General features: G+C 70.1%; 20 protein-coding genes and 1 pseudogene. 12 read left to right on the top strand and 9 right to left on the bottom strand.

What is annotated here, in order from left to right:
- Nucleotides 1–123: 123 nt before the first annotated feature.
- Nucleotides 124–1,800, top strand: a complete 1,677-nt coding sequence (locus tag KGQ19_RS09430; protein ID WP_212008693.1) for a TROVE domain-containing protein — start codon at nucleotides 124–126, stop codon at nucleotides 1,798–1,800.
- Between the two features lie 28 nt (nucleotides 1,801–1,828).
- Nucleotides 1,829–2,146: a SitI3 family protein gene (locus KGQ19_RS09435; protein WP_212008694.1), complete on the top strand. Its 318-nt coding sequence runs from the start codon at nucleotides 1,829–1,831 to the stop codon at nucleotides 2,144–2,146.
- Nucleotides 2,147–2,198: 52 nt separating this feature from the next.
- Here the strand turns inward: KGQ19_RS09435 and KGQ19_RS09440 are convergent, their stop codons facing one another.
- Nucleotides 2,199–3,323 carry an FAD-dependent oxidoreductase gene (locus KGQ19_RS09440; RefSeq protein WP_212008695.1) on the bottom strand — a complete coding sequence of 375 codons (1,125 nt, stop codon included), beginning with the start codon at nucleotides 3,321–3,323 and terminating at the stop codon, nucleotides 2,199–2,201.
- Nucleotides 3,324–3,401: 78 nt separating this feature from the next.
- Here KGQ19_RS09440 and KGQ19_RS49455 point away from each other — a divergent pair, with 78 nt between their 5' ends.
- The gene (locus KGQ19_RS49455; RefSeq protein WP_212008696.1) at nucleotides 3,402–3,917 is read left to right on the top strand and encodes a MarR family winged helix-turn-helix transcriptional regulator; all 516 of its coding nucleotides are present in this window, start codon (nucleotides 3,402–3,404) and stop codon (nucleotides 3,915–3,917) included.
- A 28-nt stretch (nucleotides 3,918–3,945) separates the two neighbouring features.
- Nucleotides 3,946–4,992 (top strand): ankyrin repeat domain-containing protein, encoded by a 1,047-nt coding sequence (locus KGQ19_RS09450; protein WP_212008697.1) that lies wholly within the window; start codon nucleotides 3,946–3,948, stop codon nucleotides 4,990–4,992.
- Between the two features lie 61 nt (nucleotides 4,993–5,053).
- Here the strand turns inward: KGQ19_RS09450 and KGQ19_RS09455 are convergent, their stop codons facing one another.
- Nucleotides 5,054–5,563: a molybdopterin-binding protein gene (locus KGQ19_RS09455; protein ID WP_212008698.1), complete on the bottom strand. Its 510-nt coding sequence runs from the start codon at nucleotides 5,561–5,563 to the stop codon at nucleotides 5,054–5,056.
- A gap of 198 nt (nucleotides 5,564–5,761) precedes the next feature.
- Here KGQ19_RS09455 and KGQ19_RS09460 point away from each other — a divergent pair, with 198 nt between their 5' ends.
- The 5 genes from KGQ19_RS09460 to KGQ19_RS09480 all read left to right on the top strand — a co-directional run bounded on the left by KGQ19_RS09460 (nucleotide 5,762) and on the right by KGQ19_RS09480 (nucleotide 11,787).
- Nucleotides 5,762–6,166, top strand: a complete 405-nt coding sequence (locus KGQ19_RS09460) for a TOBE domain-containing protein (protein ID WP_230418408.1) — start codon at nucleotides 5,762–5,764, stop codon at nucleotides 6,164–6,166.
- 112 nt (nucleotides 6,167–6,278) lie between these two features.
- Nucleotides 6,279–7,193: an extracellular solute-binding protein gene (locus KGQ19_RS09465; protein WP_212008699.1), complete on the top strand. Its 915-nt coding sequence runs from the start codon at nucleotides 6,279–6,281 to the stop codon at nucleotides 7,191–7,193.
- Nucleotides 7,194–7,309: 116 nt separating this feature from the next.
- Nucleotides 7,310–9,199, top strand: a complete 1,890-nt coding sequence (locus KGQ19_RS09470) for an ABC transporter ATP-binding protein/permease (RefSeq protein WP_212008700.1) — start codon at nucleotides 7,310–7,312, stop codon at nucleotides 9,197–9,199.
- A 12-nt stretch (nucleotides 9,200–9,211) separates the two neighbouring features.
- A complete protein-coding gene (locus KGQ19_RS09475; RefSeq protein WP_212008701.1) occupies nucleotides 9,212–9,805 on the top strand; it encodes a hypothetical protein in 594 nt (197 codons plus the stop codon).
- 242 nt (nucleotides 9,806–10,047) lie between these two features.
- Nucleotides 10,048–11,787, top strand: a complete 1,740-nt coding sequence (locus KGQ19_RS09480) for a hypothetical protein (protein WP_212008702.1) — start codon at nucleotides 10,048–10,050, stop codon at nucleotides 11,785–11,787.
- 107 nt (nucleotides 11,788–11,894) lie between these two features.
- Here KGQ19_RS09480 and argG read toward each other — a convergent pair whose 3' ends face one another.
- From argG to KGQ19_RS09495, 3 genes are all read right to left on the bottom strand, one after another.
- Entirely contained in the window at nucleotides 11,895–13,355 is a 1,461-nt protein-coding gene (gene argG, locus KGQ19_RS09485; RefSeq protein ID WP_212008703.1) for an argininosuccinate synthase, read from the bottom strand.
- A 132-nt stretch (nucleotides 13,356–13,487) separates the two neighbouring features.
- On the bottom strand, nucleotides 13,488–14,498 hold the full coding sequence (locus tag KGQ19_RS09490; protein ID WP_212008704.1) for a hypothetical protein: 1,011 nt from the start codon (nucleotides 14,496–14,498) through the stop codon (nucleotides 13,488–13,490).
- Nucleotides 14,499–14,667: 169 nt separating this feature from the next.
- A complete protein-coding gene (locus KGQ19_RS09495; RefSeq protein ID WP_212008705.1) occupies nucleotides 14,668–15,462 on the bottom strand; it encodes an FHA domain-containing protein in 795 nt (264 codons plus the stop codon).
- Between the two features lie 371 nt (nucleotides 15,463–15,833).
- On the opposite strand from KGQ19_RS09495, the gene KGQ19_RS09500 reads away from it, so the two are divergent.
- Nucleotides 15,834–16,937 carry a HesA/MoeB/ThiF family protein gene (locus tag KGQ19_RS09500; RefSeq protein WP_212008706.1) on the top strand — a complete coding sequence of 368 codons (1,104 nt, stop codon included), beginning with the start codon at nucleotides 15,834–15,836 and terminating at the stop codon, nucleotides 16,935–16,937.
- Nucleotide 16,938: 1 nt separating this feature from the next.
- Entirely contained in the window at nucleotides 16,939–18,231 is a 1,293-nt protein-coding gene (locus KGQ19_RS09505; protein ID WP_212008707.1) for a hypothetical protein, read from the top strand.
- 23 nt (nucleotides 18,232–18,254) lie between these two features.
- Here KGQ19_RS09505 and KGQ19_RS09510 read toward each other — a convergent pair whose 3' ends face one another.
- Nucleotides 18,255–21,149: an AfsR/SARP family transcriptional regulator gene (locus KGQ19_RS09510; RefSeq protein ID WP_307856377.1), complete on the bottom strand. Its 2,895-nt coding sequence runs from the start codon at nucleotides 21,147–21,149 to the stop codon at nucleotides 18,255–18,257.
- A gap of 695 nt (nucleotides 21,150–21,844) precedes the next feature.
- Here KGQ19_RS09510 and KGQ19_RS09515 point away from each other — a divergent pair.
- Complete coding sequence (locus KGQ19_RS09515) at nucleotides 21,845–22,015, top strand: hypothetical protein (protein ID WP_212008709.1); 171 nt, start codon at nucleotides 21,845–21,847, stop codon at nucleotides 22,013–22,015.
- A gap of 15 nt (nucleotides 22,016–22,030) precedes the next feature.
- On the opposite strand, the gene KGQ19_RS09520 is transcribed toward KGQ19_RS09515, so the two are convergent.
- The 3 genes and pseudogenes from KGQ19_RS09520 to KGQ19_RS09530 form a co-directional block, all read right to left on the bottom strand.
- Nucleotides 22,031–22,579 (bottom strand): hypothetical protein, encoded by a 549-nt coding sequence (locus KGQ19_RS09520; RefSeq protein ID WP_212008710.1) that lies wholly within the window; start codon nucleotides 22,577–22,579, stop codon nucleotides 22,031–22,033.
- Between the two features lie 197 nt (nucleotides 22,580–22,776).
- Nucleotides 22,777–23,097 (bottom strand): L-rhamnose mutarotase, encoded by a 321-nt coding sequence (locus KGQ19_RS09525; RefSeq protein WP_212008711.1) that lies wholly within the window; start codon nucleotides 23,095–23,097, stop codon nucleotides 22,777–22,779.
- Nucleotides 23,098–23,153: 56 nt separating this feature from the next.
- A pseudogene (locus tag KGQ19_RS09530) lies at nucleotides 23,154–23,529 on the bottom strand (hypothetical protein); the annotation flags it as partial.

Raw genomic sequence — 23,529 nt, forward strand, 5'->3', positions numbered from 1 at the left:
GCCGTGGGTAACGTCTCCTTTCGCACCTCCCGTTGCGCGGCGCCCCGGCTACTTCTGAAACTCACATCAGCCGGTGCGCCACTTGGGTCTCGGGAGGTGCCGGCGTCTATGGGGAGACCGCTGATGGCTCGTTTCAACCGGCAGCAGATGAAGTCCGCGACGCGTGAGGAGATCCAGCGCGATGCCGCGGAACTGACGGTGCGGCATCTGGCACCCTGGCAGCAGGCTCGCGGCGCCGTGATGGTGCGCCCTACGTGGGAGACCGAGAAGGTCTACCGGCCGCACCAGGCCAACTTCGCGCGTGATTGCGCGCGCGACTCCAAGACAGAGCTCTTCCTTCTCGCCGTCGCGAACATGGCCGGCCAGGAGACGTTTTACGAGGCGGCCGTGGCACGCGACATCCGCTTCTCCCAGTTGGTCCGGCAGCACGCGCTCCTCGACCCGGAGTGGACAGTCGGGCTACTGCGATGGCTGCGCGACGCGGGCGGCATGCGCGCCGCTTCCCTTGTCGGCGCTGCGGTTTTCGCGCACGCCCGGCAAGCGGAGGGACTACACGGCTACTCCCGCGAGGCCGTCTCAGCGGTGCTTCAGCGTCCTGATGAACCCGGCGAGTTCATGCGCCACTGGATCAGCCGGTACGGGCGGAAGCTGCCGATGCCGGTGAAGCGCGGCGTCGCCGATGCGGTGCGGCGGTTGTATACCGGGCGCGCGTTGTTGAAGTACGACACCCCTTCCGCCGCCTTCCGGTTCGGCGATGTGCTGGAGCTGACGCATCCGTCGCCGGATCCAGAGCGTCCGTGGCAGGCGGCGGTGTTCCGCTACGCGCTGGACCGTCGGCACCATCCCGCTCGGGCGATGCCTCCGGCCGACTCTGAACTGCTTGTCGCACACCACGCGCTGATGTCGATGCCGGTGGCTTCGCGGCGTGCGGTCGTGGCTTTCCCCGACGCCGCCTCGGTTTTGGCCGCCGCCGGGATGACGTGGGAGTCCCTGGCGGGCTGGCTGCACGGGCCGATGGACGCCGCCGCGTGGGAGGCCGTCATCCCGTCGATGGGCGCGATGGCGCTGGTGCGCAACCTGCGCAACTTCGACCAGGCCGGGATCAGCGAAGCGGCGGTGGCCACCGTCGCTCGCCGGCTCTCCGATCCCGCCGAGGTGGCCCGCTCCCGCCAATTCCCGTTCCGCTTCCTGTCGGCCCACCGGCACGCCGACGCCGCCCGCTGGGGCGCCGCTCTGGAAGCCGCGCTCGGGCACTCGCTGGGCAACGTCCCCGCGCTGCCCGGCAAGACCCTGATCCTCATCGACCGCTCCGACTCGATGTTCTGGGCCACCGAAGGCCAGACCGAGCTCACCCGCGCCGACGCCGCGGCCCTCTTCGGCACCGCCCTGGCGGTCCGCTCCGAGACCGCGGACCTCGTCGAGTTCGGCACCGGCAGCCGCCGCGTCGATCCGGACCCGCAGGACTCGCTCCTGACCACCGTCGGCCGCTTCACCGAATGCGGCGGCACCAACACCGCCTTCGCCGTGAAGCAGCACTACAAAGGCCACGACCGCGTGGTCATCATCACCGACGAGCAGGCATTCGGCGCCCCGAAGGACGTCCTCGCCCCGATCCCGAACGACGTCCCCGTCTACACCTGGAACCTCGTCGGCTACGCCCAAGGCCACACCTCCGGCCCCCGCCGCTACGCTCTCGGCGGCCTCAGCGACGCGGCGTTCAGGCCCATCCCGCTCATCGAGGCGGGGGACACGGCGCGGTGGCCTTGGGGGTGTGGGGACGGCGATCGAGTACACGTTTGAGATCAGGGCTTCGCAGAATGCTGCGGAAGTGGCTGCGGCGGTCGCGGTGGTCGCGCGAGAGTTGGCTTTGGTCGATCCTGAGGCTGGACCAGAGCAGTTCTCGGCGGGTATCACCGCCGCGAACGGGACGTGGCTTCGGGTCAGGGACTCGCGGGTCCGCCTCTCGCTCGGTCTGCTGGACCGCGTCGCCGGCGACGCGGTGTTGCACCGGGAGTTCGAAGACGCTTGGTTTGTGCGGAAGGCCGGCGCGTTGACGCTGAGCGACAGCGCCGAATCGTGGACTCCCCGGCGGCTGGCCTGGGTGCTGCCGCCTTATCGCCGGGCTTTCACCGACCTCGACGCCTGACTTGCTCCACGGCTGATCGCGGTGGCTCTCCCGATTACCCCAGCCGCCGCATTCAGCCCGCCTCGCTCAGCCGATTACTGAACTTCCGCAGCAACCGCGTGTAGGACGTCTCCGGAATCCGGCGCCCCAAGAACGCCGGGATCCGCTGGTTGGCCGGGTTCCGCTTGGCCATCCGCGACACCAGCGCGGCGTGCGGGTACCGCGCCCGCTCGTACTCGCGCAGTCGCTCGGGCACTTGTGCGGGCTCGGCCGCTGCTAGCGCCTTTCCCAGGACCCACACGTCCTCAAAGCTCTGATTCGCTCCCTGCCCCAGAGTCGGTGGCATGGTGTGCGCGGCGTCGCCGAGCAGCGTGACGCGTCCCTCGCCCCAGACCGGGCGCACCTTGTTCCAGTGGTGGCCGAAGAAGCCGAGGGTGTCGTCGGTGGCGGCGGCCAGTACCTCCGGGATCGGGGATGCCCAGTGCCCGAAGCGGCGGCGCAGGTCCTCCAGGGGCTTCTCGGGGCGCGGGTCGCCGGGCTGCCAGCGCACGTCGAACCACCATTGCACCAGCCCGCCCCCGGCCGGCATCAGGCCGCAGGCTCCCTCCTTGCCGGTGATCATGTAGTGCAGATGGGTGTCGGTGATGTCGGTGTCCATCGGGCCGCGGCCCTGCCAGGTCCCGAACGTGGCCGGTACGACCGCGCCGTCGCCCCACAGCTGTCGGCGCACCGCGGAGTGGTGGCCGTCGGCCGCGATCAGCAGGTCGGCGGTGGCTGACGTGCCGTCGGCGAAGGTCGCGGTGACGTCGCGCTCGGTCTGGCTCACCCCCGTGCACGCCTTCCCGTACGCGACAAGATCCGCGGGCAGCCCCTCCGACAAGCGCTCCACCAACTCGGCCCGCGAAACCGCACGGCTGTCGAACCCGTACGTCTGCGCGGCGTGCACGAGGTTCACCCGGGTCCGCAGCGTTCCGCCGGCAGTCCGCGCGTCGATCCGGTCCAGCCGTTGCCCGAGCCCGTCGAGGCGCACGCCGAGATCGTGCAGCACGGCTTGTCCGTTGCAGAACAGCCCCAACCCGGCGCCGCCGGTCCGCCGCTCCGAAGCCTGCTCGAAGACCCGCACCCGATGTCCGTCGGCCAGCAACCGCCGGGCCGTGGCCAGCCCGCCGAGCCCCGCGCCGATCACGATGACGTCCATAACCCCTCCATTGCGGTGTATCTCCACTTTGAATTCTCTCCATTTCGAAGATACATCGAACCGAAGTAGAATGCGACCGTGAGCGACGCAGAAGCAGAGACAGCGGCAGAGGCCGAAGCACAAGCCCCCGCCTTCCAACCGGGTCCCGCCGAAGCCGACATCTTCCGCGAGTTCCTGGTCGCGCTCATGGTCCACAACGAAGCCGTCGCCGCCCGCCTGGGCCTGCAGTCGGCTGACATCGCCGCCGCGATCCTGCTCGAATCGCGCGGCCCCATGCCGGTCGGCGCGATCGCCGAAGAACTCGGCCTGCCCTCCGCCTCCGCGACCCGCGTCATCGACCGGCTCCAGAAGGCCGGTTACGTCCGCCGCGTCCGCAGCGACCAGGACCGCCGCGCGGTCTACGTCGAACTCCTCCCGGACGGCATGACCGACTACCACGCCGCCGCCGAGATCTCCCAGCGCCACCTGGCCGAGGTCGCGGCCCACTATTCGCTGGACCAGGTCATGGTCATGCTCGACATGTACCGGCGCACCACCGAGGCCTATCGCTCGGCGACCGCCGAGGTCCGGAACGGCGGTACCGCCGGACCCTGATGTCTGCGGCCCTCCCTATACTGCCCGCATGGCGAGGAAGAAGAAGCGGCTGCCGAAGGACTTCGACGCCACGCTCCGCTCCGGCGACCTGGACGCGGCGAAAGCAGTCTTCGAGACCACCGAGCTCGACGCCCACCAGGACGCCTACGGCCCCACCGCACTCGGGATGTACGACATCCCGCCGGCCCTGGTCGGCTGGCTGGTAGCCCAGGGCGCCGATATCGAGGCCCCCGACCACTACGGCCACACCCCGCTGTGGCAGCACGCACGCATAGGCAACGACCCGGTCGTCACCGCCCTCCTGGACGCCGGTGCCGACCTCCGCTCCTCACGACGCCCCGTCCTCCGCGCAGCCGCCGAAGGCCACAAGCCGGCGACCGTGCGCCTCCTCCTAGCCCGCGGCGCCGACCCGCTGGAGCTCGAAGGCGGCCGGTCCGTGCTGGAGAACGCACTCGCGTCCTGCTCCAACGCCGACCTGCCCAGGATGGCCGAGATCACGGAAGTCCTGCTCGCGGCCGGAACCCCGACCAACGAGCGGATGCGCCGGCGGGTCGAGGAGATCGGCAAGCGCTTCGAGTTCCACCGTGCGGGCTTCAACCCGGACTACCTGGCCGAGACCGATGCCGCGCTGACCCGCCTGTACGAGCTCTTCGACGTCACCCCGGTAGCGCCACGCCGCACCCACGACGGCACGTCCCCGATCACCGTCACCGCCGCAACCTGGCCCGACCAACACCAGGAACTCTGGGACACGCTGGTCCCGAGCAGCGGCCCGGCCGCCACCGCCCAAGGCGAAGCCATCCGCGTCACCGGCCGCCTGGCCCACGAAGTCCTCGACAACGGCGGCATCAACTGGGATCAGGACTTCCGGACGATGGCCCGCACGGTTCCCACCCTCCTGGCCTGCGGCGTCCCGCTCCCCGAAGCCGAACTCGCCGAGGCGACCAAACTGGCCTCCGCCTACGGCCGCAACAACCCCGACGAGCACGTCAGGCGACTCAGTGAGCTGGCAGTCCGCTGGGTGCTCGCCAACCCGGACCCGCTTCCGGCCCCGGAACCGGCCTACAAGCGCTGAAGCACGCTGCCGCACACGACAACGCGCCGCCGCACCCGACAAACACGCCGCGGGCCGACGATCAGTCCCCTGAATCGCTCCGAATGCGCACGTCGGCGACCCCGCTGACATGCCGCGCGCCGCAGACGTCGCCCGGCACGACCAGCTGCGGTCCCTCCGCGTCCAAGGCGCCGCCGTCCCGCGCGAGCCCGAGCAACACCGGCACGTTCCCGAACTCCGGATCGATCTCAGCCCACGACAACACGACCCGGTGCCCGTCGCCGGCCCGCACCGAGATCAGGAACCGCAGCCGGTCCTTCCGCTCCCCGGGTACGAAAGCCGGCTCGGCGAGCCGCGCGACGTCCAGCAACAGCGGCCCGGCGAACCGATGCCGGCGGGGCCCGCTCTTGCGGCAGGTGAACTCCACCTCGCACTCGTGGCGCGGCAGCGACCACAGCTCGGGGACGCTCAGGACGCGGGGCGACCGCACCTCGCCGCCGAGCCGTACGAGCCGTCCCGGCTGGGCTGGCTGAGCTGGCCGAGCCGCCCCGTCGACGGCCGGTCCGATCGCGCCGATGTGCTCAGCGACCATGGGATCCCTCCTCGCGGCCGCGCTCGCGTCCCACCGGCGGTGCGGCCCACGATCCACAGTAGGCCGCACCTGGCCGGAAGCAAGGGGTGTCAAAGCACCTGCGGGTCACTAAGCGCCATTCGTAATGGAAATGCAAGGTCTTCAGGCCTTTCCCCCTCGCGTCTGCGATGTAAGCTCACCGGCGTGGACGTCTACCGGATGGGTGAGGCCGCCGAACTGCTCGGCGTGAGTGCCGACACCGTGCGCCGCTGGGCCGACGCCGGCCGGCTGACCGCGCAGCGGGATGAGAACGGGCACCGGGTGATCCCCGGCCCCGAGCTCGCCTCGTTCGCCGCGTCGCTGGCGGCGTCCGCCGACGAGCGCTCGGAGGTGTCCTCGGCCCGCAACCGGCTGCGCGGCATCATCACCGCGGTGACCAAGGACGCGGTGATGGCGCAGGTCGACATCCAGGCCGGGCCGTTCCGGGTGGTGTCGCTGATGAGCCGGGAGGCCGTGGACGAGCTGGATCTGCGGGTCGGCGCCACCGCGGTCGCGGTGATCAAGTCGACGACCGTGGTCGTGGAACGCGCCGGGACCGCCCGCAAGCACGCCGACGAGGGCTGAGGCCCGCTGGCCGGAGTGCGGGAGGCCGCGCGCTGTCCGCGACCGTCGAGCAGCAGCCAGCAGCCGCTAGTAGAAGCCAGCAGAAGATCGTGAAGACCCGAAGGGGGCGTTCGTGAAGAAGCCAGTCGCCGCAGCCATCGCCGTCGGCCTGTTGCTGGCCGGAGCCGGGTGCAGCAGCTCGAAGAGCACGCCGAAGAGCGGGTCGTCACCGTCCTCGGCATCGACCTCCGGGTCCTCGGCCGCCACCGGATCCTCCTCGGCGCTGTCCGCACCGGGCCCGGTCAAGGTCGCCTACGCCGCCTCGCTGGCGAACCTGATGGAACACGACCTCGGCCCGGCCTACGACAAGGCCACCGGCGGCGACTTCCAGGGCGACGCGGCCGGCTCCACCCAGCTGGTCAGCGAGATCAAGGGCAAGGTCAAGCAGGCCGACGTCTTCATCAGCGCCGCCACCGACGCCAACACCGGCCTGATCGGCGACGCCAACGGCGGCTGGGAGACCTGGTACGCCACCTTCGCCACCGCCCCGCTGGTCATCGCCTACAACCCGAAGAGCAAGTTCGCCGCCGACATCAAGTCCAAGCCGTGGAACCAGGTCATCACCGAGGCCGGTTTCAAGATGGGCTCGACCGACCCCAAGCTGGACCCCAAGGGCAAGCTCGCCGCGCAGGCGCTGACCAAGGACAACATCCCCTCCTCGGCGGTGCAGGTGTTCCCCGAGGAGCAGCTGGTCGGTCGCCTTCAGTCCGGGCAGCTGGACGCTGGCTTCTTCTACTCCAGCGAGGCCGCTGATCTGAACATCCCGACGGTCAGCCTCGGCGACATCAAGCTCCAGGCGACGTACACCGTCAGCGTCCTGAACAAGGCGCCGGACAACGCGGCCGGTATCGCGTTCGTGCAGTACCTGTTCAGCGACGCGGGCAAGGCCTTCATGACCAAGCACGGTCTGCAGCTGCTGCCGGTCAAGGTCACCGGCGCCGCCGGATCCGTGCCCGCACAGCTCCAGACCCTGCTCAGCGCCGGCTGAACCTCCTGAAGCCGGGTACTGACACAGTGGCGGGCACAGCGGGCACAGCGGGCACAGCGGGCACAGCGGGCACAGCGGGCACAGCGCGGTCGGCCGTCGGGAGCCCGGGAGCGCGGATGCTGCGCACCCCGCTGCCCTGGCTGGCCGCACTGCTGGTCGCCTACCTGCTGGTCCCGCTGGTCGCGTTCCTGGTCCGGGCACCGGGCCAGGGCGGCTCGGCCACCGCCGCGCCCGGCGTCGGCGACGCGCTGCGGACCTCGCTGATCACCGCGACCATCAGCACGGCCGTCGTCACCCTGCTCGGCGTGCCGCTGGGCTATCTGCTGGCCCGCTCCAGCAGCCGCACCGCCGGTGCGCTCGGCGTCGCGGTCCAGCTGCCGCTGGCGCTTCCGCCACTGATGAGCGGCATCCTGCTGATCTACCTGGTGGGCCCGTACACGACCATCGGCCAGTTCTTCAACGGCGCGCTCACCGACAGCGCCACCGGCGTCGTGCTGGCCCAGTGCTTCGTCGCCGCGCCGTTCCTGGTGGTCTCGGCGCGCTCCGCCTTCGCCGCGGTGGACCCGGCCCAACTGGACGTCGCGGCGACCCTGGGCCACGGCACGCTGTCCCGGACGCTGCGGGTCGCGCTGCCGATCGCCGCGCGGGGCATCCGCGCCGGGATGCTGCTGGCCTGGCTGCGGGCCTTCGGCGAGTTCGGCGCGACGATCGTGCTGGCCTACCACCCCTACACCCTGCCGGTGTTCACCTACGTCCAGTTCAGCAGCACCGGGCTGGCCGCGACCACGGTCCCGGTGCTGGTGACGCTCGGCGCGGCCCTGGTCGTCCTGCTGATCGCCGACCGCGGGCCGGCCCGGCGCGCGCACCGGCGCCGACCGGTCCGGCTCCCGGCCCCCCGCCCCCCGGCTCTGTCGCAGGGCCCTGTCCTGGACTTCGCGATGGCGGCCCGCCTCGGCGGCTTCGGACTGGCGGTCGAGCATCGCGGGGCGGGCCGCAACCTGGCCATCCTCGGCGCCTCCGGCTCCGGCAAGTCCGCGACCCTGCGCCTGCTCGCCGGAGTGCTCAAGCCGCAGGCCGCCGAGATCTCCCTCGGCGGCCGCGATCTGGCCGCGCTGCCCGCCGAGCGACGCGGCATCGGCTACCTTCCGCAGCACCCGACGTTGCTGCCGCACCTGCGGGTCTGGGAGCAGGTCACCTTCGGCGTCGGCGCCGATCCGGCGTTGGCGGCGTTCTGGCTGGACCGGCTCAAGCTGACCGACCTCGCCGATCGCTATCCCGATCAGCTCTCCGGCGGCCAGGCGCGGCGGGTCGGCCTGGCCCGGGCCCTGGCGCGTGAGCCCCGGCTGCTCCTGCTCGACGAACCGTTCGCCGGCCTGGACGCCCCGGTCCGCGACGAACTCCGCCGGCTGCTGCGCACCGTGCTGCGCGAGACCACGCTGACCTCGGTGCTGGTGACGCACGATCCGGACGACGCGGCGCTGCTGTCGCAGGACACGCTGCTGTTCGCCGACGGCGCCGTGCTGCAGGACGGCCCCACGCGCGCGGTGCTGACCCACCCGGCCGGCCCCGCGGCGGCCCGGCTGCTCGGGGTCCGCAACATCGCACACGGCCACGTCGGCGCCGACGGGGTATTGGCAAGCGGGCCGCTGCGCATCGCGCTTCCCGAGGCGGCCCTCAACACTCCCGCATGGCAGCACACGAAGGCGCCCACCGCGGTCGCCTGGTGCGTCCAGCCGCACGACGTCCGCCTGGTCGCCGCCGGTGGGACGGCGGCCATCGTGGACGACGTGGCCCACCTCGGGCCGGTCGCCGAGCTGCTGCTCCGGCTCGGCGGCGACGACGGCAGCGACGCGATCGACAGCGACGGCGACGCGATCGACAGCATCGGACACACCGTCGGCCACGAACTGACGGTCACCGTCCCCAGCGGTCAGGAGCCGGAGATCGGCGACCGCTGCGAGGTGGACGTGCCGGGCGCGGCGGTCATCGTTTGGCCCGAGGTCTGAGAAACTTCATCTGTGACACCGTCAGATCTGAACTCGTTCTTCGCCACATCCGCCGGCGTCGCCGGGGCGCTGGTGGGTCTGCTGTTCGTCGCGATCTCGGTCTCCGGTGACCGGCTCTCCCACCATGTCGATGCCCGGGCTTACCGGCTCCGCGCGTCCGGCACGCTGACCGCCTTCACCAACGCGCTGGCGGTCTCGCTGTTCGCGATCCTGCCCGGGAAGAAGGTCGGATACACGACGGTGAGCGTGTCGGTGGTGGGGCTGATGTTCGTCGCCGCGTCGATGATCTCGCTGGTGCGGGCCCACGCCCTGAAGTGGCGGTACCGGCGGGACGTCGCCTTCTTGGCGACGCTGACCGCGGCCTTCGCCTTCCAGCTCGGCTTCGGCCTGGCCATCATCGCCAAGCCGCACGACACCGACGCGGTCGACAACGTCGCGATCCTGGTCATCGTGTTCTTCCTGATCGGCATCGCCCGCACCTGGGAGCTGATCGGCGGCCCGGCCTTCGGGCTCGCGCACGAGATCCGCGGGCTGGCCGGACATGGAGAGCCGAAGGAAGAAGACCAGTCCGCTTTCGGCTCTGAGGGCGACGCCGCGGCACCCTAGCCGCGCGAGAGGCCCTGCCCACCTATACAGGCGTTGTCCTGTGACCTAGTCGTGGAAGCGCGTGATAGCTTCCTGGCACTCAACCGGGGCACAGTCAGGGGCGGGGCATGACGTCGGATACTGAGCTCGCCGCTGCGGCCGGTTCGCTTCCAGAGCCAAAGCCGGAACCGGTTGAAGAGGATTTGGCCGCCTCCGATCCCGTAGGCGCCGGTAACCGTTTCACCGCGCGGTTCGACCGGTTGGTGCACCGTGACATCCTCGGCGTCAACGCCGCGGTGCTGCTGATCGTGCTCGTCCCGCTGGTCTTCGGCTACTACGCGCGGCTGCACTACTCGGCATACGCCTTCCCGCCGGACAGCCGGTACTACGTCACGATGGCGCTGCGTGACCTGGGTTTCAGCGACGCCGACGCGCTGCGCAAGCAGTTCGCCAACTCCGGCACCGTCGCCGAGTCCTGGTACTTCGCGCACAGCGACCCCACGTGGCTGATGGTCCAGTCGCGCATGCTGTACCCGTTCTTGGCCGTGCCGTTCGTCGCGGTGTTCGGTATCACCGAGGGCATGCCGATCGCCGCGATGGTGGCGTTCGCGGTGATGCTGTGGGCGGTGACCCGGCTGGTGCAGCGGCTTTACGGGCCGACGGCGGCGTTGGCCGCGGGCGGGGTGCTCGGGGCGTGCGGGTTCATGATGACGCTGGCCGAGGCGGTCACCGATCCGGTCGCGATCGCGGTGCTGGCGCTGATTCTGCTGAACCTGCCGCTGGGGCGGCGCGCTCGCCCGCACAACTTGATTCTGTTGGCGCTGCTGTCGGTGTTGCTGGAGCTGAGCCGGCAGGTGATGCCGACCGCCGCGGGTCTGGCGTTCTTCGGCTGGGCGTGGGCGGTCGCGTTCCCCGGACGCGGGCGGAGTCGCCGGTGGCGCAACGACTGGCTGTGGCCGTCCGCGATCGTGGTCGGGACGACGGTGTTCGTCCACCTGCTGGAGGGGCGGTTCGCGGGCAGCGGGACCGGATCGCAGATGTCGCAGGTGTCCGCGGACCCGGGGCAGGTGGCGTGGACGATCACGCGCGTCGACGTGCTCGGGATGCTGCAAGGGGACAAGGCGCTGTCGGCGTTGCTGGCCGGGGCGTTGATCTTCGTGCTGATCCGGTTCACCGACGTCGTCTCCGGCGTCCTGCTCGGGGCGATCGCGGGGACCTACCTCGTCATGCTCGCCGGGGTCAGCCCCTCGCACATGCGGTACGAGGCGATCATGTTCCCGGTGGCCGGGCTGGCGGTCGGCGCGCTGTTCCACCGGCTGGCCCCGGCCGCGTTGCGGGGCGGGGCGGTCGGCGACGGGACGCTGCGCTCGGACCGGGTTCCGGCGGTCGACACGTGGTGGCAGCGCGGTCGGCGTCGGGTTCCGGCTCTGGGTCTTTCCAGCGTCGCCTTTCTTGCGGTGCTCGTGGGATGGTCGGCCACGCACGGCTCGGCGTCGATGGCCGGCGCCGTGCCCACCGCGCCGTCGGCGGCCGCGGCCCTGGCCGGGGATCCGCACGCCGAGCTGCCCGATCGCGCGGTGCCCGCCGAGGACATCCTGTCGGGAGAGTTCACGCAGGCCGAGGAACTGATCAAGGGGAACAACTCCTCGGTGTTCCTCATCTACGCGGACTGGCGCCATCCGATGCGCTACCGGCCGCTGACGTCGTCCGATCCGGAGTGGGGCCACCGCGGAGCCGACGGGACGGTGGTGATGTATCCCGGGGACCTGAGCTCGTGGGACTGGGTCGGGCTCGCGCGGTCGTTCACCTACAACGGGACGCTGGATCCGTCGACGGTCAAGGTGACGTCACGGGTGACCAGCCGTTACGGCGAGGACGTGACTTTCACCGTGACGGCCGGCACCGGCGCTGCGCGAGGGGTGCATCAAGGGCACGCTACGGTGCTCTATCCCTTGCGAGCGCGGGTGCCGGGCATCGTGACCGAGATGGTCTTCGATTCCTGACGCGCTTCCTGACACCGCTTGCGACGTGACTTCCGACGTGGCTTGCGACGTGGTTTGCGACGTGGCTCAAGCGTGACTTCCGACGCGACTCCTGCCGCGTCGGACGCTCAGTCGTTCCCAGCCTCCAAGGCCGCGTGGTCCAGCAGCTCCTCGTCTTCGACCTCGGCACCGGCCCGAGCCGTGATGGTCTGCGCCCCGCCGTCCGTCATCGCGCCGATCAGCTCGCTCGGGAACGTGCCGCCGCCGGACAGCTCCGCCGCCGCGGGTCCCGCCCCGGCGCCGACCATCCCCAGCCGCGCGTACTGCTCCAGCTTGGTCCGCGAGTCGGCGATGTCGAGGTTGCGCATGGTCAGCTGGCCGATGCGGTCGACCGGGCCGAAGGCCGCGCCTTCGGTGCGCTCCATCGACAGTTTGTCCGGGTGGTAGCTGAGTGCCGGGCCGGTCGTGTTGAGGATCGAGTAGTCCTCGCCACGCCGCAGCCGCAGCGTCACCTCGCCGGTGATGGCGCGGCCGACCCAGCGTTGCAGCGACTCCCGGATCATCAGCGCCTGCGGGTCCAGCCAGCGGCCTTCGTACAGCAGCCGGCCCAGGTGGCGGCCCTCGTTGTGGTACGCGGCGACGGTGTCCTCGTTGTGGATGGCGTTGACCAGGCGCTCGTAGGCGATGAACAGCAGGGCCATCCCGGGGGCCTCGTAGATGCCGCGGCTCTTGGCCTCGATCACCCGGTTCTCGATCTGGTCCGACATCCCCAGACCGTGCCGGCCGCCGACCGCGTTGGCCTCCAGGACCAGATCGACGGCGGTGGCGAAGACCTTGCCGTTGATGCTGACCGGGCGGCCCTGCTCGAAGCCGATGGTGACGTCCTCGGCGGCGATCTCCACCCGCGGGTCCCAGAACCGGACGCCCATGATCGGCTCGACGATCTCCAAGCCGGTGTCCAGGTGTTCCAGGGACTTCGCCTCGTGCGTGGCGCCCCAGATGTTCGCGTCGGTGGAGTAGGCCTTCTCGGCGCTGGCCCGGTAGGGCAGGTCGCGCTCGGTGAGCCACTGCGACATCTCGGCCCGGCCGCCGAGCTCGCTGACGAAGTCGGCGTCCAGCCACGGCTTGTAGATCCGCAGCGCCGGGTTGGCCAGCAGGCCGTAGCGGTAGAAGCGCTCGATGTCGTTGCCCTTGAAGGTCGAGCCGTCGCCCCAGATCTGGACGTCGTCCTCGAGCATCGCCCGCACCAGCAGGGTGCCGGCCACGGCGCGGCCCAGCGGGGTGGTGTTGAAGTAGCCGCGGCCGCCGGAGCGGATGTGGAAGGCACCGCACGCCAGGGCGGCCAGGCCTTCCTCAACGAGCGGGGCACGGCAGTCGACCAGGCGGGCGAGTTCGGCGCCGTAGGCCTCGGCGCGCCCGGGCACGCCGGGCAGATCCGGCTCGTCGTACTGGCCGAGATCGGCGGTGTAGGCGCAGGGCACGGCGCCCTTCTCGCGCATCCACGCGACCGCGACCGAGGTGTCGAGCCCGCCGGAGAAGGCGATGCCGACGCGCTGACCTGCTGGCAGAGACGTGAGGACCTTGGACATGGGTGTAACTATATACGACTCGCCGAATAATCATGCCACTGTCCACATCGCGGGCAGCACGCGCCGTCATCCGGGACGGTCCGGGTCCGGTGAGGCGCCGTGCAAGGCGCCGTCATCCGGGACGGGTCTGCTTCAAGAGCGCGTCGTCATCCGGTCCGATCCCGTCTCCGGGACGGCCGGCGTCAGGAAATCGTCCATCCGGATCCGCAGCCACCCCGGCCGGCGCTCCTCGACCACGATCTGCAGCAGCACCCGCGGGTCGAGGAGTTCGAGGTCCGGGAACCGCCCGATCACCGGCGAGCCGACACAGGGGTAGCCGACCTGCTTGAAGTAGTCGGCGGCATCGGCGTACCCGGGCGGGACCGGGTAGTAGCGCCAGAACACGCTGTCCGGGGCGGCTCTGCGCAAGATCTCACCGAGGAGCCACGAGGCGGTGGCGACGAAGCCCTGGCTCGCCGGCGCCGAGAACTTCTCGACGGTACCGAACCGGTCCAGGAACAGCCGCTCCAGCCCGTCGATCGTCTCCAGCGTGAACTGCCACTCCCGCGGGTCGCCGGTCTCGTCCGCCCAACGCGGGAAGTCCGCCGCGCGCGAGGCCAACCAACGGCTCAGCCACGGGTCCGGCGGGGGGAGTTCGTCGAACGCCACCGGATCGACGCTGGAACTGTGGACCGTCGTCGGCGTCCAGCCCGGATGCGAGGCCTGATACCCGCCGACCGTCTCCTGCAAATCGGCGAGGGCGGCCCGGAACACCGTCCCCGTGCCAGCGTCCCGGGCCCGGGCCATGAGCTGAAGCGGGGACATCGGCGGCAGGCCGAGTGCGTCGTCGAACCGGACCACCGGCCGACTCCCCGCCGGGCCCGCCGGATCCTCGTCCCACACCCAACGCCCGCCGCCGACCCGCATCAGCGCCTCGCCGAGATACGCCGCCGCCGAGTCGGCCAGCCCGGTGTCGACGGCCTCCGGCGCGCCGAAGTCAGGGAGCTGCGTCGCCAGCACCCACTCCAGCGAGTCGAGCGATTCCACCGAGAAATCGTGGCTGAAGTCCTGCGGCACGAACCAGGCCAGCCGGTCCAGGACCGGGCTCAGCGCTTCCAACCAGGTGGCCAGCCGGTCGCCCGTCAGCCTGTCGGCACTCCCCATCGTTCCGCCTCCCGTATCCGCCGTGGCGTGATGTCAGCCATCACAGCTTCATGGCAGCACCGGGCGGCGCGCGCCGATACCTGTAAGCCTCCAGGATGCCCGCCGATCTGTCGCTGACCTGCGGTCGGCCGCCGATCCCGGAGCCGGACGGCTTGCCGATCGGGGGCGTTCACCTCCGTTTGCGCGGCGCGATCGTCTCGATCATCTGCGGATGGGCGATCTCCGTCGGGGCCGCTCCCGAACGCGGCACCCGCGACGGCAACAGTCCCAGATGCTCCTCACGGACCAGGTTGAACCGCAGCGCGGTGGACACCAGGGCGGCCCGCTGCCAGTCGGCCTTCTCTTCCCCGCTCTCCGCGACGGCGTCCCGCACCCGCAGTTTGGTGCGCGCGAGATAGTCGATGTGGAAGTTGACGGCGGACCGCGTCAGATCACGGCAGGACTCCAGATGCCGCAGCCGCTCGACGATCTGCGGCACGCTCGGCAACATCACCGACGCCCCGTCGCGCAGCCGGGGCTCACACAACGCGACCAGGACCAGGAAGTACTTCGAGCTCTCGTTCAGGACGAACGCCACCTGCGTGGTCAACGCGCCGTGGTGCGTGGCGTCGGTGACGTAGACGTGCTCGGGCGCGAACACGGTCACCGACATCTGGCCGTCCCGGCCCGGCACCACCAGCCGCGAGATCTCGAACGGCACCGGCATGTTCAGCCGCCCCGGCGCCACCTTCAGGAACTCGCCGCCGCCTTCGGGGTTCTCCACGATGTAGGTGGCCCGCGAGCTCAAGTTGGAGATGGTCCAGTAGTCCTGCACCGCGCGGATCCGCCCGGCCAGCCGCGACACGGCCGGATCGTCGAACCGCACGTCCACCGCCCCGCCGCGGCCCCCGCGCCCGAAGCTCACCTCCTGCTCCCGCTCCAACTCCAACAAGCGGTCCGGAAGCTGGATGATCAGACTGGTCACGGTTCCCCACCTGGATGGATCGAACAGGACGTCGACTACCACGACACAGCGTATTGATTCGGTCGCAACCGCGCTATGACAACGCCCGCCGGCCGGGCGGGCCGATGCGTTGATACACCGGTGTTACGCGCTTGTTAGGCCTGGTCGCCAAGCTGGCCACAGCGAGCACGGGAAGGAGGGAACACCATGAAGATCGAGGTCAAGAAGGTCGAGAAGGTGCAGGCGACCATCTACATGCCGCCGCCGAAGCTCTAATCGCGACAGCGGGGGCCACGGGGACTCCGACGCCACGCATACGGCGGCCGGACCCACCGGGCCCGGCCGCTCGTCGCGTGCCACCGGCCGGACCAGACGCAAGGAGAGCAGGGCCGATGATCCCGAAGCTGAAACACGCTTTGTGGGAGCGTGCGGGCGCGGATCTGCGGATCCTCGTGGAGGACCCGGTCGAGGAGATCGTGCTCGGCGACGAGGCCGGCCAGTTGGAACGGCTCGTTGAGCTTCTGGCCGAGGGCGGCCGACCGGTCGCCGAACTCGCGACGGCGCTCGCCGCCGCCGGGCCCTGGGAGCTCGACGCGTCGGACGTCGAGAAGGCGCTCGAAGTCTTCGACCAGTTGGGGCTGCTCTTCGACGCCTCGCCCGACGGCCTCACCGAGTGGCAGCGTGAGCGCTACTCGAGCAACCTCGAATTCTTCGCCACCTACGCCTCACTCGCGCGGCGTCCCGCCGACTTCCAGCGCGAACTCCTCGACGCGCACGTGGTGCTGCTCGGGGTGGGCGGTGCGTCCGCCGCGCTCCAGGCGTTGTGCGGCCTCGGCGTCGGCCGGCTGCGGCTCGTCGACTTCGATCTGGTCGAATCGAAGAATCTGGTGCGCCAGTTCACTTATCGCGCCGAGGACATCGGTCGGCCCAAGGTGGAGCGGGCCGCCGAGTGGGTGCGCGCGTTCAACCAGGAGATCGCGGTCGAGACGGTCTTCCAGCGGGTCAGCGGCCCCGAGGACGTACCGGCGCTGATCGCGGGCGCCGATCTGGTGCTCGCCGGGATCGACCAGCCGGTCGCGGCCGCGGACTGGGTCAACGACGCCTGCGTGGCGGCGGGCATCCCCTACGTTTCCGGCGGCGGCCAAGGCAGCCAGCTCGCGTACTGGTCGGTGGATCCGGGCCGTTCGGCTTGCTGGCGCTGCCAGTCGTCGGAGAAGGCCGCGAAGGCGGGGGAGTTGGCCGCTCTGGTGAACCGGTTCGAGGGGGACCTGCCCTCCGCGAACCGCTCGACCGGTCCGGTGGTGCTCCATCTCATGGGGCTGATTTCGTTGGAGATCGTTCGCTATCTCACGCGGTTCGCCGAGCCGGTGTCCGCGGGCCGCTACCACATCGTGGATCTGGCGTCCGGGCAGTCCAGTGAGCGCGAGTGGGAGCGGGTCGCCGACTGCCCGGTCTGCGCGACGGCCCCCGCGCGGTCCGCTGTGGAAGGAGGCTGAGATGACCTCCGTTTCCGAGGCGGCCGTGGCGGGTGAGGAGACCCAGGAGACCGTTGCCGGCGAGCAGACCGAGGCGCCCGCCCTCACCGGCGACATCCGCCTGGTCCTGCGCCCCCTGAGCATTCAGCCGCACGGCACCGACGACGAGATCATGGTGGGCGATCCGGCGCAGGGCGAGTTCGTCGTCCTGCCGGCCGTCGCCGGATCGGTGATCGAGGCGCTGGGAGAGGGCCGCACCATCGAGGAGACCGCGGCGCACGTGCTGGCCACCACCGGCACCGAGATCGACGTGGCGGACTTCGCGGAGGCGTTGATCGGTCTCGGCTTCGTGGCGAAGGTCGGCGACGTCGAGACCGCCGCGGCCGCCGCCTCGGACCGGACCGGAGGCCGTTGGGGCACGGCCGCGGTCCGGTTGCTCGGCCCGGCGTTCAGCCGCCCGGCATGGGCCCTCTACGCACTGGTGTTCGTCGCCGACTTCCTCGCGCTCGTCTTCGACCGTGCCCTGCGGCCATCCGGTGCGGCCCTGTACTTCCTGCACGACCCGTTGCTCAGCCTGGCCCTGCTCACCGCGACGCAGATCGTGCTGGCCTTCGGGCACGAAGGCGCGCACTGGATCGCCGGTCGCCGAGCCGGAGTACCGGCCGGGATCGCGGTCGGCCGCCGCGGCTACATCCTGGTCCTGCAAACCGATCTCAGTGCCCTGCGAACCGTGTCGCGGCGGGCCAGGTTCGGGCCGTTGCTCGCCGGATTGGCCTTCGACTCGACGGTCCTGGCCGCCAACCTCGCACTGCGCTGGACCGCGCTGCACCACCACTGGCACGCCCCGGCCACGCTGCTCGGCTTCCTGGCCGGGCAGGCGGACATGCAGGTGCTGGCGATGTCGATGCAGCTGGTCATCTTCCTGCGCTCGGACCTGTACGGCGTGCTGGTGCTCGGCTTCGACTGCCTGGACCTGAGCCGGGTGGCCCGGCTGACGCTGCGCGCCAAGTTCGGCCGGCTCGACGGCGAGCAGCGGGCCGAACTGGACCGGGCCGGTCGGGCCGACGTGCGGGTGGCTCGCTGGTACAGCTGGCTGCTCCTGGTCGGCGCGGTCCTGTCCGCCGCCTGCCTCGTCGTGATCGTCATCCCCGGCGTTTGGCACGTCGGCAGCTGGCTGCGGACAGCGTTGGCGGATCACTCGCCTGGCACCTTCGGCTTCTGGGAACCGATCGTCTGCGCGGTGGTCGTCCTGGTGCCCTATTTCGTTGCTCCATTGCTCGCGGTTCGGGAACGGACGGGTTCGCGGGCCGCGTGACCTATGCAGAAGCCTGACTCGGGTCAGTTGTAGCTCTCAAGCCGGGCCCGGATCTCGGCGGCCCGCAGGTCTGCGGTCCGCTCGGCAAGGGCCAGCGCCTCCTGCCACGAATGCCGGGCGTCCTCGACGCGACCGAGGTCCGCGAACGTGGCGCCGAGCCGGTCCAGGGCGGTCAGCAGCTGACGATGATCGCTGCCGAGCTCGTCCTGGATGGCCAGCGCCAGCCGGTGCTGTTCCAGCGAGTCGGTGAGCCTGCCCATTCGGCGCAGCGTCTCGCCGAACCCGGTCCGGGCCATGCCTTCCTGATGCACATTCCGGGTCTGGACGCACAGCTTGATCGAGCGCTCGTACTTGGCCACGGCCTCCGGCAGGTCGCCCATGTCGTTGCAGGTCTCGGCGGCGTTGTTGAGGATGATGCTGAGCGCTGCCAGGTCGCCGATCGCGGTGACGCCGGCCTCGGCCTGGCCGAACCACACCAGCGCCTCGTCGTAGCGGCCTTGCAGGTAGCGCGCGCTGGCGATGTTGTTCTGGACGCTCACCAGGCCCCGCTCGTCCCCGAGCCGCTGCCTGATCGTCAGGGCACTGCGGAAGCAGTCGATCGCCTCTTCGTAGTCGCCGGCCTGCTTCAGCGCGCTGCCCAGCCCGGTGAGCAGCCAGGCGTAGGCGGGTTCGTCGCCGAGCGCCAGCGCGCTGTCGGCTCCCAGACGTTGGGTCGTCGCGAACGGCGCATGACTTCCGGCGACGATGTAGTAGAACCACATCAGGCTTGCGATACGGACCACGACATCGTGCCACTCCCGCGCTGAAGCCGTGTGCAGCGCCCAGATCAGATGGTCCTCCTCGGCCTGACACCAGGCGAGGGCGTCCCGGTGGGCGGCGAACTCCGGGACCTGCCAGCGCGGCTCGCCCATCGCCTGCTCGGTGCCGGGCGGCATCCGCTTGCTCCTGCCGATCAGGCGGACCGCGGCCAACAGCGCGTCGGCGTACCAGGAGAGCAGGCGGCGTGAGGTACGGTCACGCTCCTGCTCGGTCAGCTCCGCGCTCGACAACTCCACTGCGAACACACGTAGGAGGTCGTGAAGCCGGTAGCGGCCGGGGACGGTCGTCTCGACCAGGCTGGTATCGGTCAACGTGGCCAACAGGTCCTCGGCCTGCTCCAGGCTCTGGTCGAAGAGCACCGCGGCGACGTGGACGTCGAATTCGTAACCGGGCAGCAGGCCGAGCAGGCGGAACGCCACCGCACAGGTCAGCCCGCCCGCCGAGGGCTCCGACGACGGCTGCCCCGGCAGGTTCGAGAAACTCATCTGGAAGCTGGCCCGCACCGCCAGGTCCTCGACCCGCAACTCGTCCAGCCGGCGGTGCTCGCCGTCCAGCCGGGTCGCGAGCATCGCCACGGTCCAGGCCGGCCGGGACGCCAGCCGGGCCGCGGCGATCCGCAGCGCCAGCGGCAGGCCGCCGCAGTAGCCCAATACTTGAGCGGTGGCCCTGGGTTCGGCGTCCACCCGCCCGGTCCCGACGATGCCGGTGAACACCTCAAGGGCTTCGGCCGGGGCCAGCGCGTCCAGGTGCATGGGGATGGCGTCGACCAGTCCGGGCAGGCGCCGCCGGCTGGTCACCAGGACGGCGCACGAGCCGCTACCGGGCAGCAACGGACGGACCTGGGCCGCGTCCCGAGCGTCGTCCAGGACAATCAGCAGCCTGCGACCGGAGGTCAGGGAGCGGAAGCGGGCGGCGCGTCCTTCCTCGTCGGACGGGAGGTCAGAGTTCGGCACGCCGAGCTCGCGCAGCAGGTTGCCGAGCACTTCGGCGGCGGTTCGGGGCACGCTACTGGTGCCGTGCAGGCTGATGAAGAGCTGGCCGTCCGGGTAGTCGGCCGAGAGGGTGTGCGCGGCGCGAACGGCCAGTGCGCTCTTGCCGATTCCGCCCAGGCCGGAGAGCACGAGCATGGGGACGGTGTGGGCTTCGCGCTCGGCGGCTGCCAGGTGGTCGCATATCGCGCGGAGCTCTCTCGCTCGTCCGCTGAAGTGGATGCTGGAGGTTGGGAGGGTCGACGCGGCGGTTGGCTGCTGGTCTTGGGCGGCGTCGGGGCCTGAGTCGGAATCGGAATCGGGGCCGACATCGGTCTCGGAGCTGGTGTCGAGCGTCGGATCCGCGTCCAGCATGCGCCGGTACAGGTCCCGCATCCTCGCGGACGGCTCCACGCCGAGCTCGTCGACCAGCGTCTTGCGCAGCTGGAGGAACGCGTCCATCGCCTCTACCCGGCGTCCCGCCTGGCAGAGGGCGAGCATCAGCAGCTCGTGCAGCATCTCCCGCAGCGGATACTCGTTGATCAGCATCCGCAGTTCGGCAACGAGTTCTCCGTGCCGTCCCAGGCGCAGCTCGGCGTCTATTCGCGCCACCAGAGCGGCCAGCCGGGTCTCGGACAGCCCGTGGACCTGCGACGCCGCCGTCCCCGCCTCCACCAGATCGGGGCAGGGATCGCCGCGCCACAAGACCAGGGCCTCCCGAAACACGACGGAGGCCTGGCCCCAGTCCTGTGCCAGCGCGGCTTGATGCCCCTCGGCGCACAGGCTCTCGAAGACCTCGACGTCCAGCTCCGCGTTCCGGACCTCCACCAGATAGCCCGGCGACTCGGTGCGGATCCGAGCACCCGCCTGGGATCCGAGCTGCCTCCGTACGTGCATGACGTGATTGTGGAGCGATGCCGTGGCGGCCGACGGCACCGCGTCGCCCCACACCGCGCCACACAGCCGATCCACGCTCACCACTTGGTTGGGCTCCAGCAGCAGGCAGGTCAGAACGGCGCGCCTGATCCTGCCCCGAATCGTGACCGACAGCCCTTCGTCCGTGACCACGGTCAGAGGCCCCAGCAGTCCGAATCTCACAGCTCCGCCACTCCCAGCCTCGAACGACTGCACGTTACGCCGACGTTAGCCGCTGAAGCTCAGCGACCCGCGGGCACCGCCCCGGAACGATGGACTCCACCCGCAGCGGAATCAGTGCCCTGTTCGCCGCCAGTCCCCACGACGCCTGCCTAGTTGGCGACAACGACCCGGGCGACTCCGGCCAACTAGGCGCACCGATCCTGACCGAGCACTGGGACGGCAACGCCTGGCACCAGGCCCAGGCCAGCCCCCGCCAACGCCCTGTCCGCAGGCTTCCTCGGCGTCACCACCCTCAGCCCCCACGACATCTTCGCCGCCACAGCCCCCCGGCGGCATCACAGCGGTCGGCTACGACAAGAACACAGGCCAGCAATACGGCGAGCTCTACACCAACGGCACCGCCGCCGGGCCTGCCACCCCGCCCGAACATGCACCACGACCTGCCCGGATACCTCATCAAGCGCGACGTCCTCGACCACCGCGTCTTCCAGCCCGAGCAGGGCACCCTATATGCTCTTGTTTCGCACGCCGTTCTCCGAACCTGCTGTTTTGAACCTAGACAGTCCAAAACCCTAGGCCAGAGACGGCGTGCCCCACTCTCGCCACCCTCCGTGACCCACACATAGGTCAGAAGCGCCAAAAAATATGGTCAGGACGGGTTCAAGGAACTCGAGGATGGTCGTATCCGCTACTACGGCGAAGTCGATCCGGCCAGGAACCCCGGCGAAATGGTGGGCCGTCGCCTGGTCCGTGAATGGGATCCGGCGACCGGTGCCAAGCGGACCTGGCATGAGACGTTGGACGGGGCCGGCCGTGTACGCCAAGTGCGTCCCCCGGGCCGGTATCTGCACGGCATCGAGGACTACCAGGCTTGGCTTGCGACACTCGACGCTGCGTAGCCTGCGCCTCCGGACTCAGCTAATAGGAGGAAAGGCTTCGGTCTCGGCGAGCGCTTTCGCTGCGTGACGCCGTTCCCAAAGCCCGACGGCTGGTGTGTCCGGTGCATCTGGAAATTGCAGGTCGCGTCGTGCCGTGTCGACGAAGCCCCAGATGAGCTTGGTGTATTGGCGCAGGTCGAGCTCGGTCTTGTACTTCACGACGTTGGTCGCATAGTCGAGTAAGTCCCAAGCGGCCAGGGCAGCCTCGCGGGAGCCGACGAGAGTGACGGATGTACATGCGCGCCACAGGGCTGCTCGCTGCTCTATGGCGGGCGCCTTGAGATCCTGATCGTCAGGTGCGCCGGTCCGCAGTCCCAGGGCATGTCGCATGTTGCCGCCCTCGCGATAGAACGCGGTGTAGGTGGCGACTCGGTCGGCATGGAGACGGAGCTGGCTTTCTCGCGTGAGGTCATGGTCTCGGACTCTGCGTTGTTCCTTCACCTGCGAATGCATGCCGAACAAGGACGCTAGGAGCGTAAGCGTGCTGACGACGGTTGCAAGAACGAGCGATTGCCAGAGATCCATTAGAGCCCCCTCGACACGACCCAGCTACCCGCTGCATATCAGCTACCCGCTGCATATCAGCTACCCGGCACGGTTGATGAGCATCCGTGTACAGGGCTGTGGGGTGCTAGCTGTTGATCGGGGTGAAGCGGTGGCGGCGCGGCGCCAGCTCTGAGCTTCCGGCAAATCTTCCCAGAACTCTGCTTTAACGGAAGCGCTCAGGCCAGGTGGAAGACCTCGGTCAGCGGAACCATCGCCGCGTCTGCCGCGTCGCCGTCGAGCCCTTCGAAGTAGTGCGCCATCTCAGCCTGCCATCTGGCGTTGACGTCGGTCTGCGCCATCGCCGCGAGGGCTCCGGCGAAGTCGTCGGTCTCCAGGTAGCCGACCAGCAGACCGTCCGGCCGGAGGAACAGTGAATAGTTCCGCCAGCCTGACTCGCTCAGCGCCGCCAGCATCTCTGGCCACACCGTCTCGTGCCGTGTGCGGTACTCGGCTACGAGTTCGGCTTTCACCTTCAACAGGAAACAGACACGCCGCATGCGACGCAGACTACGGGACCCCGTAGGGCGTTCCGTGTTCCGCGTTCCGTGTACCGCTAGTTCAGCGGCGGCCCGACCACGAACGACACCGATAGCGACCGGGCACCCGACGAGGCCCGCACGTGGTAGCGCCCGTCTGGCAGCAGCAACGAACCAGCCCCCTGATCGAGCGCGACGCTGAACGTTCCGCTGCTGTCGACGACTGTCTTGTCCGGCGGTACTGCGGCGTTGAGGAAGGTGACGGTGACGGTCTGCCCGGCCGGCCAGCCAGCGCCGTTGAGGATGTAGGTGGTCCGCGGGTCGCCGAACGGCGGCCGCACCCCGAGCCGGGTGCCGTCGATCTGGGTGACGGCGCCGGGCGGCGGGCTGATCGGCGGGCCTTGCGGCGGCGGACCGCCCAGCGGCGGCGGAGCGGCGGCACGAGTGGGCGGG

The sequence above is a fragment of the Catenulispora pinistramenti genome, assembly GCF_018274385.1.
Taxonomy (GTDB): Bacteria; Actinomycetota; Actinomycetes; order Streptomycetales; family Catenulisporaceae; genus Catenulispora; species Catenulispora pinistramenti.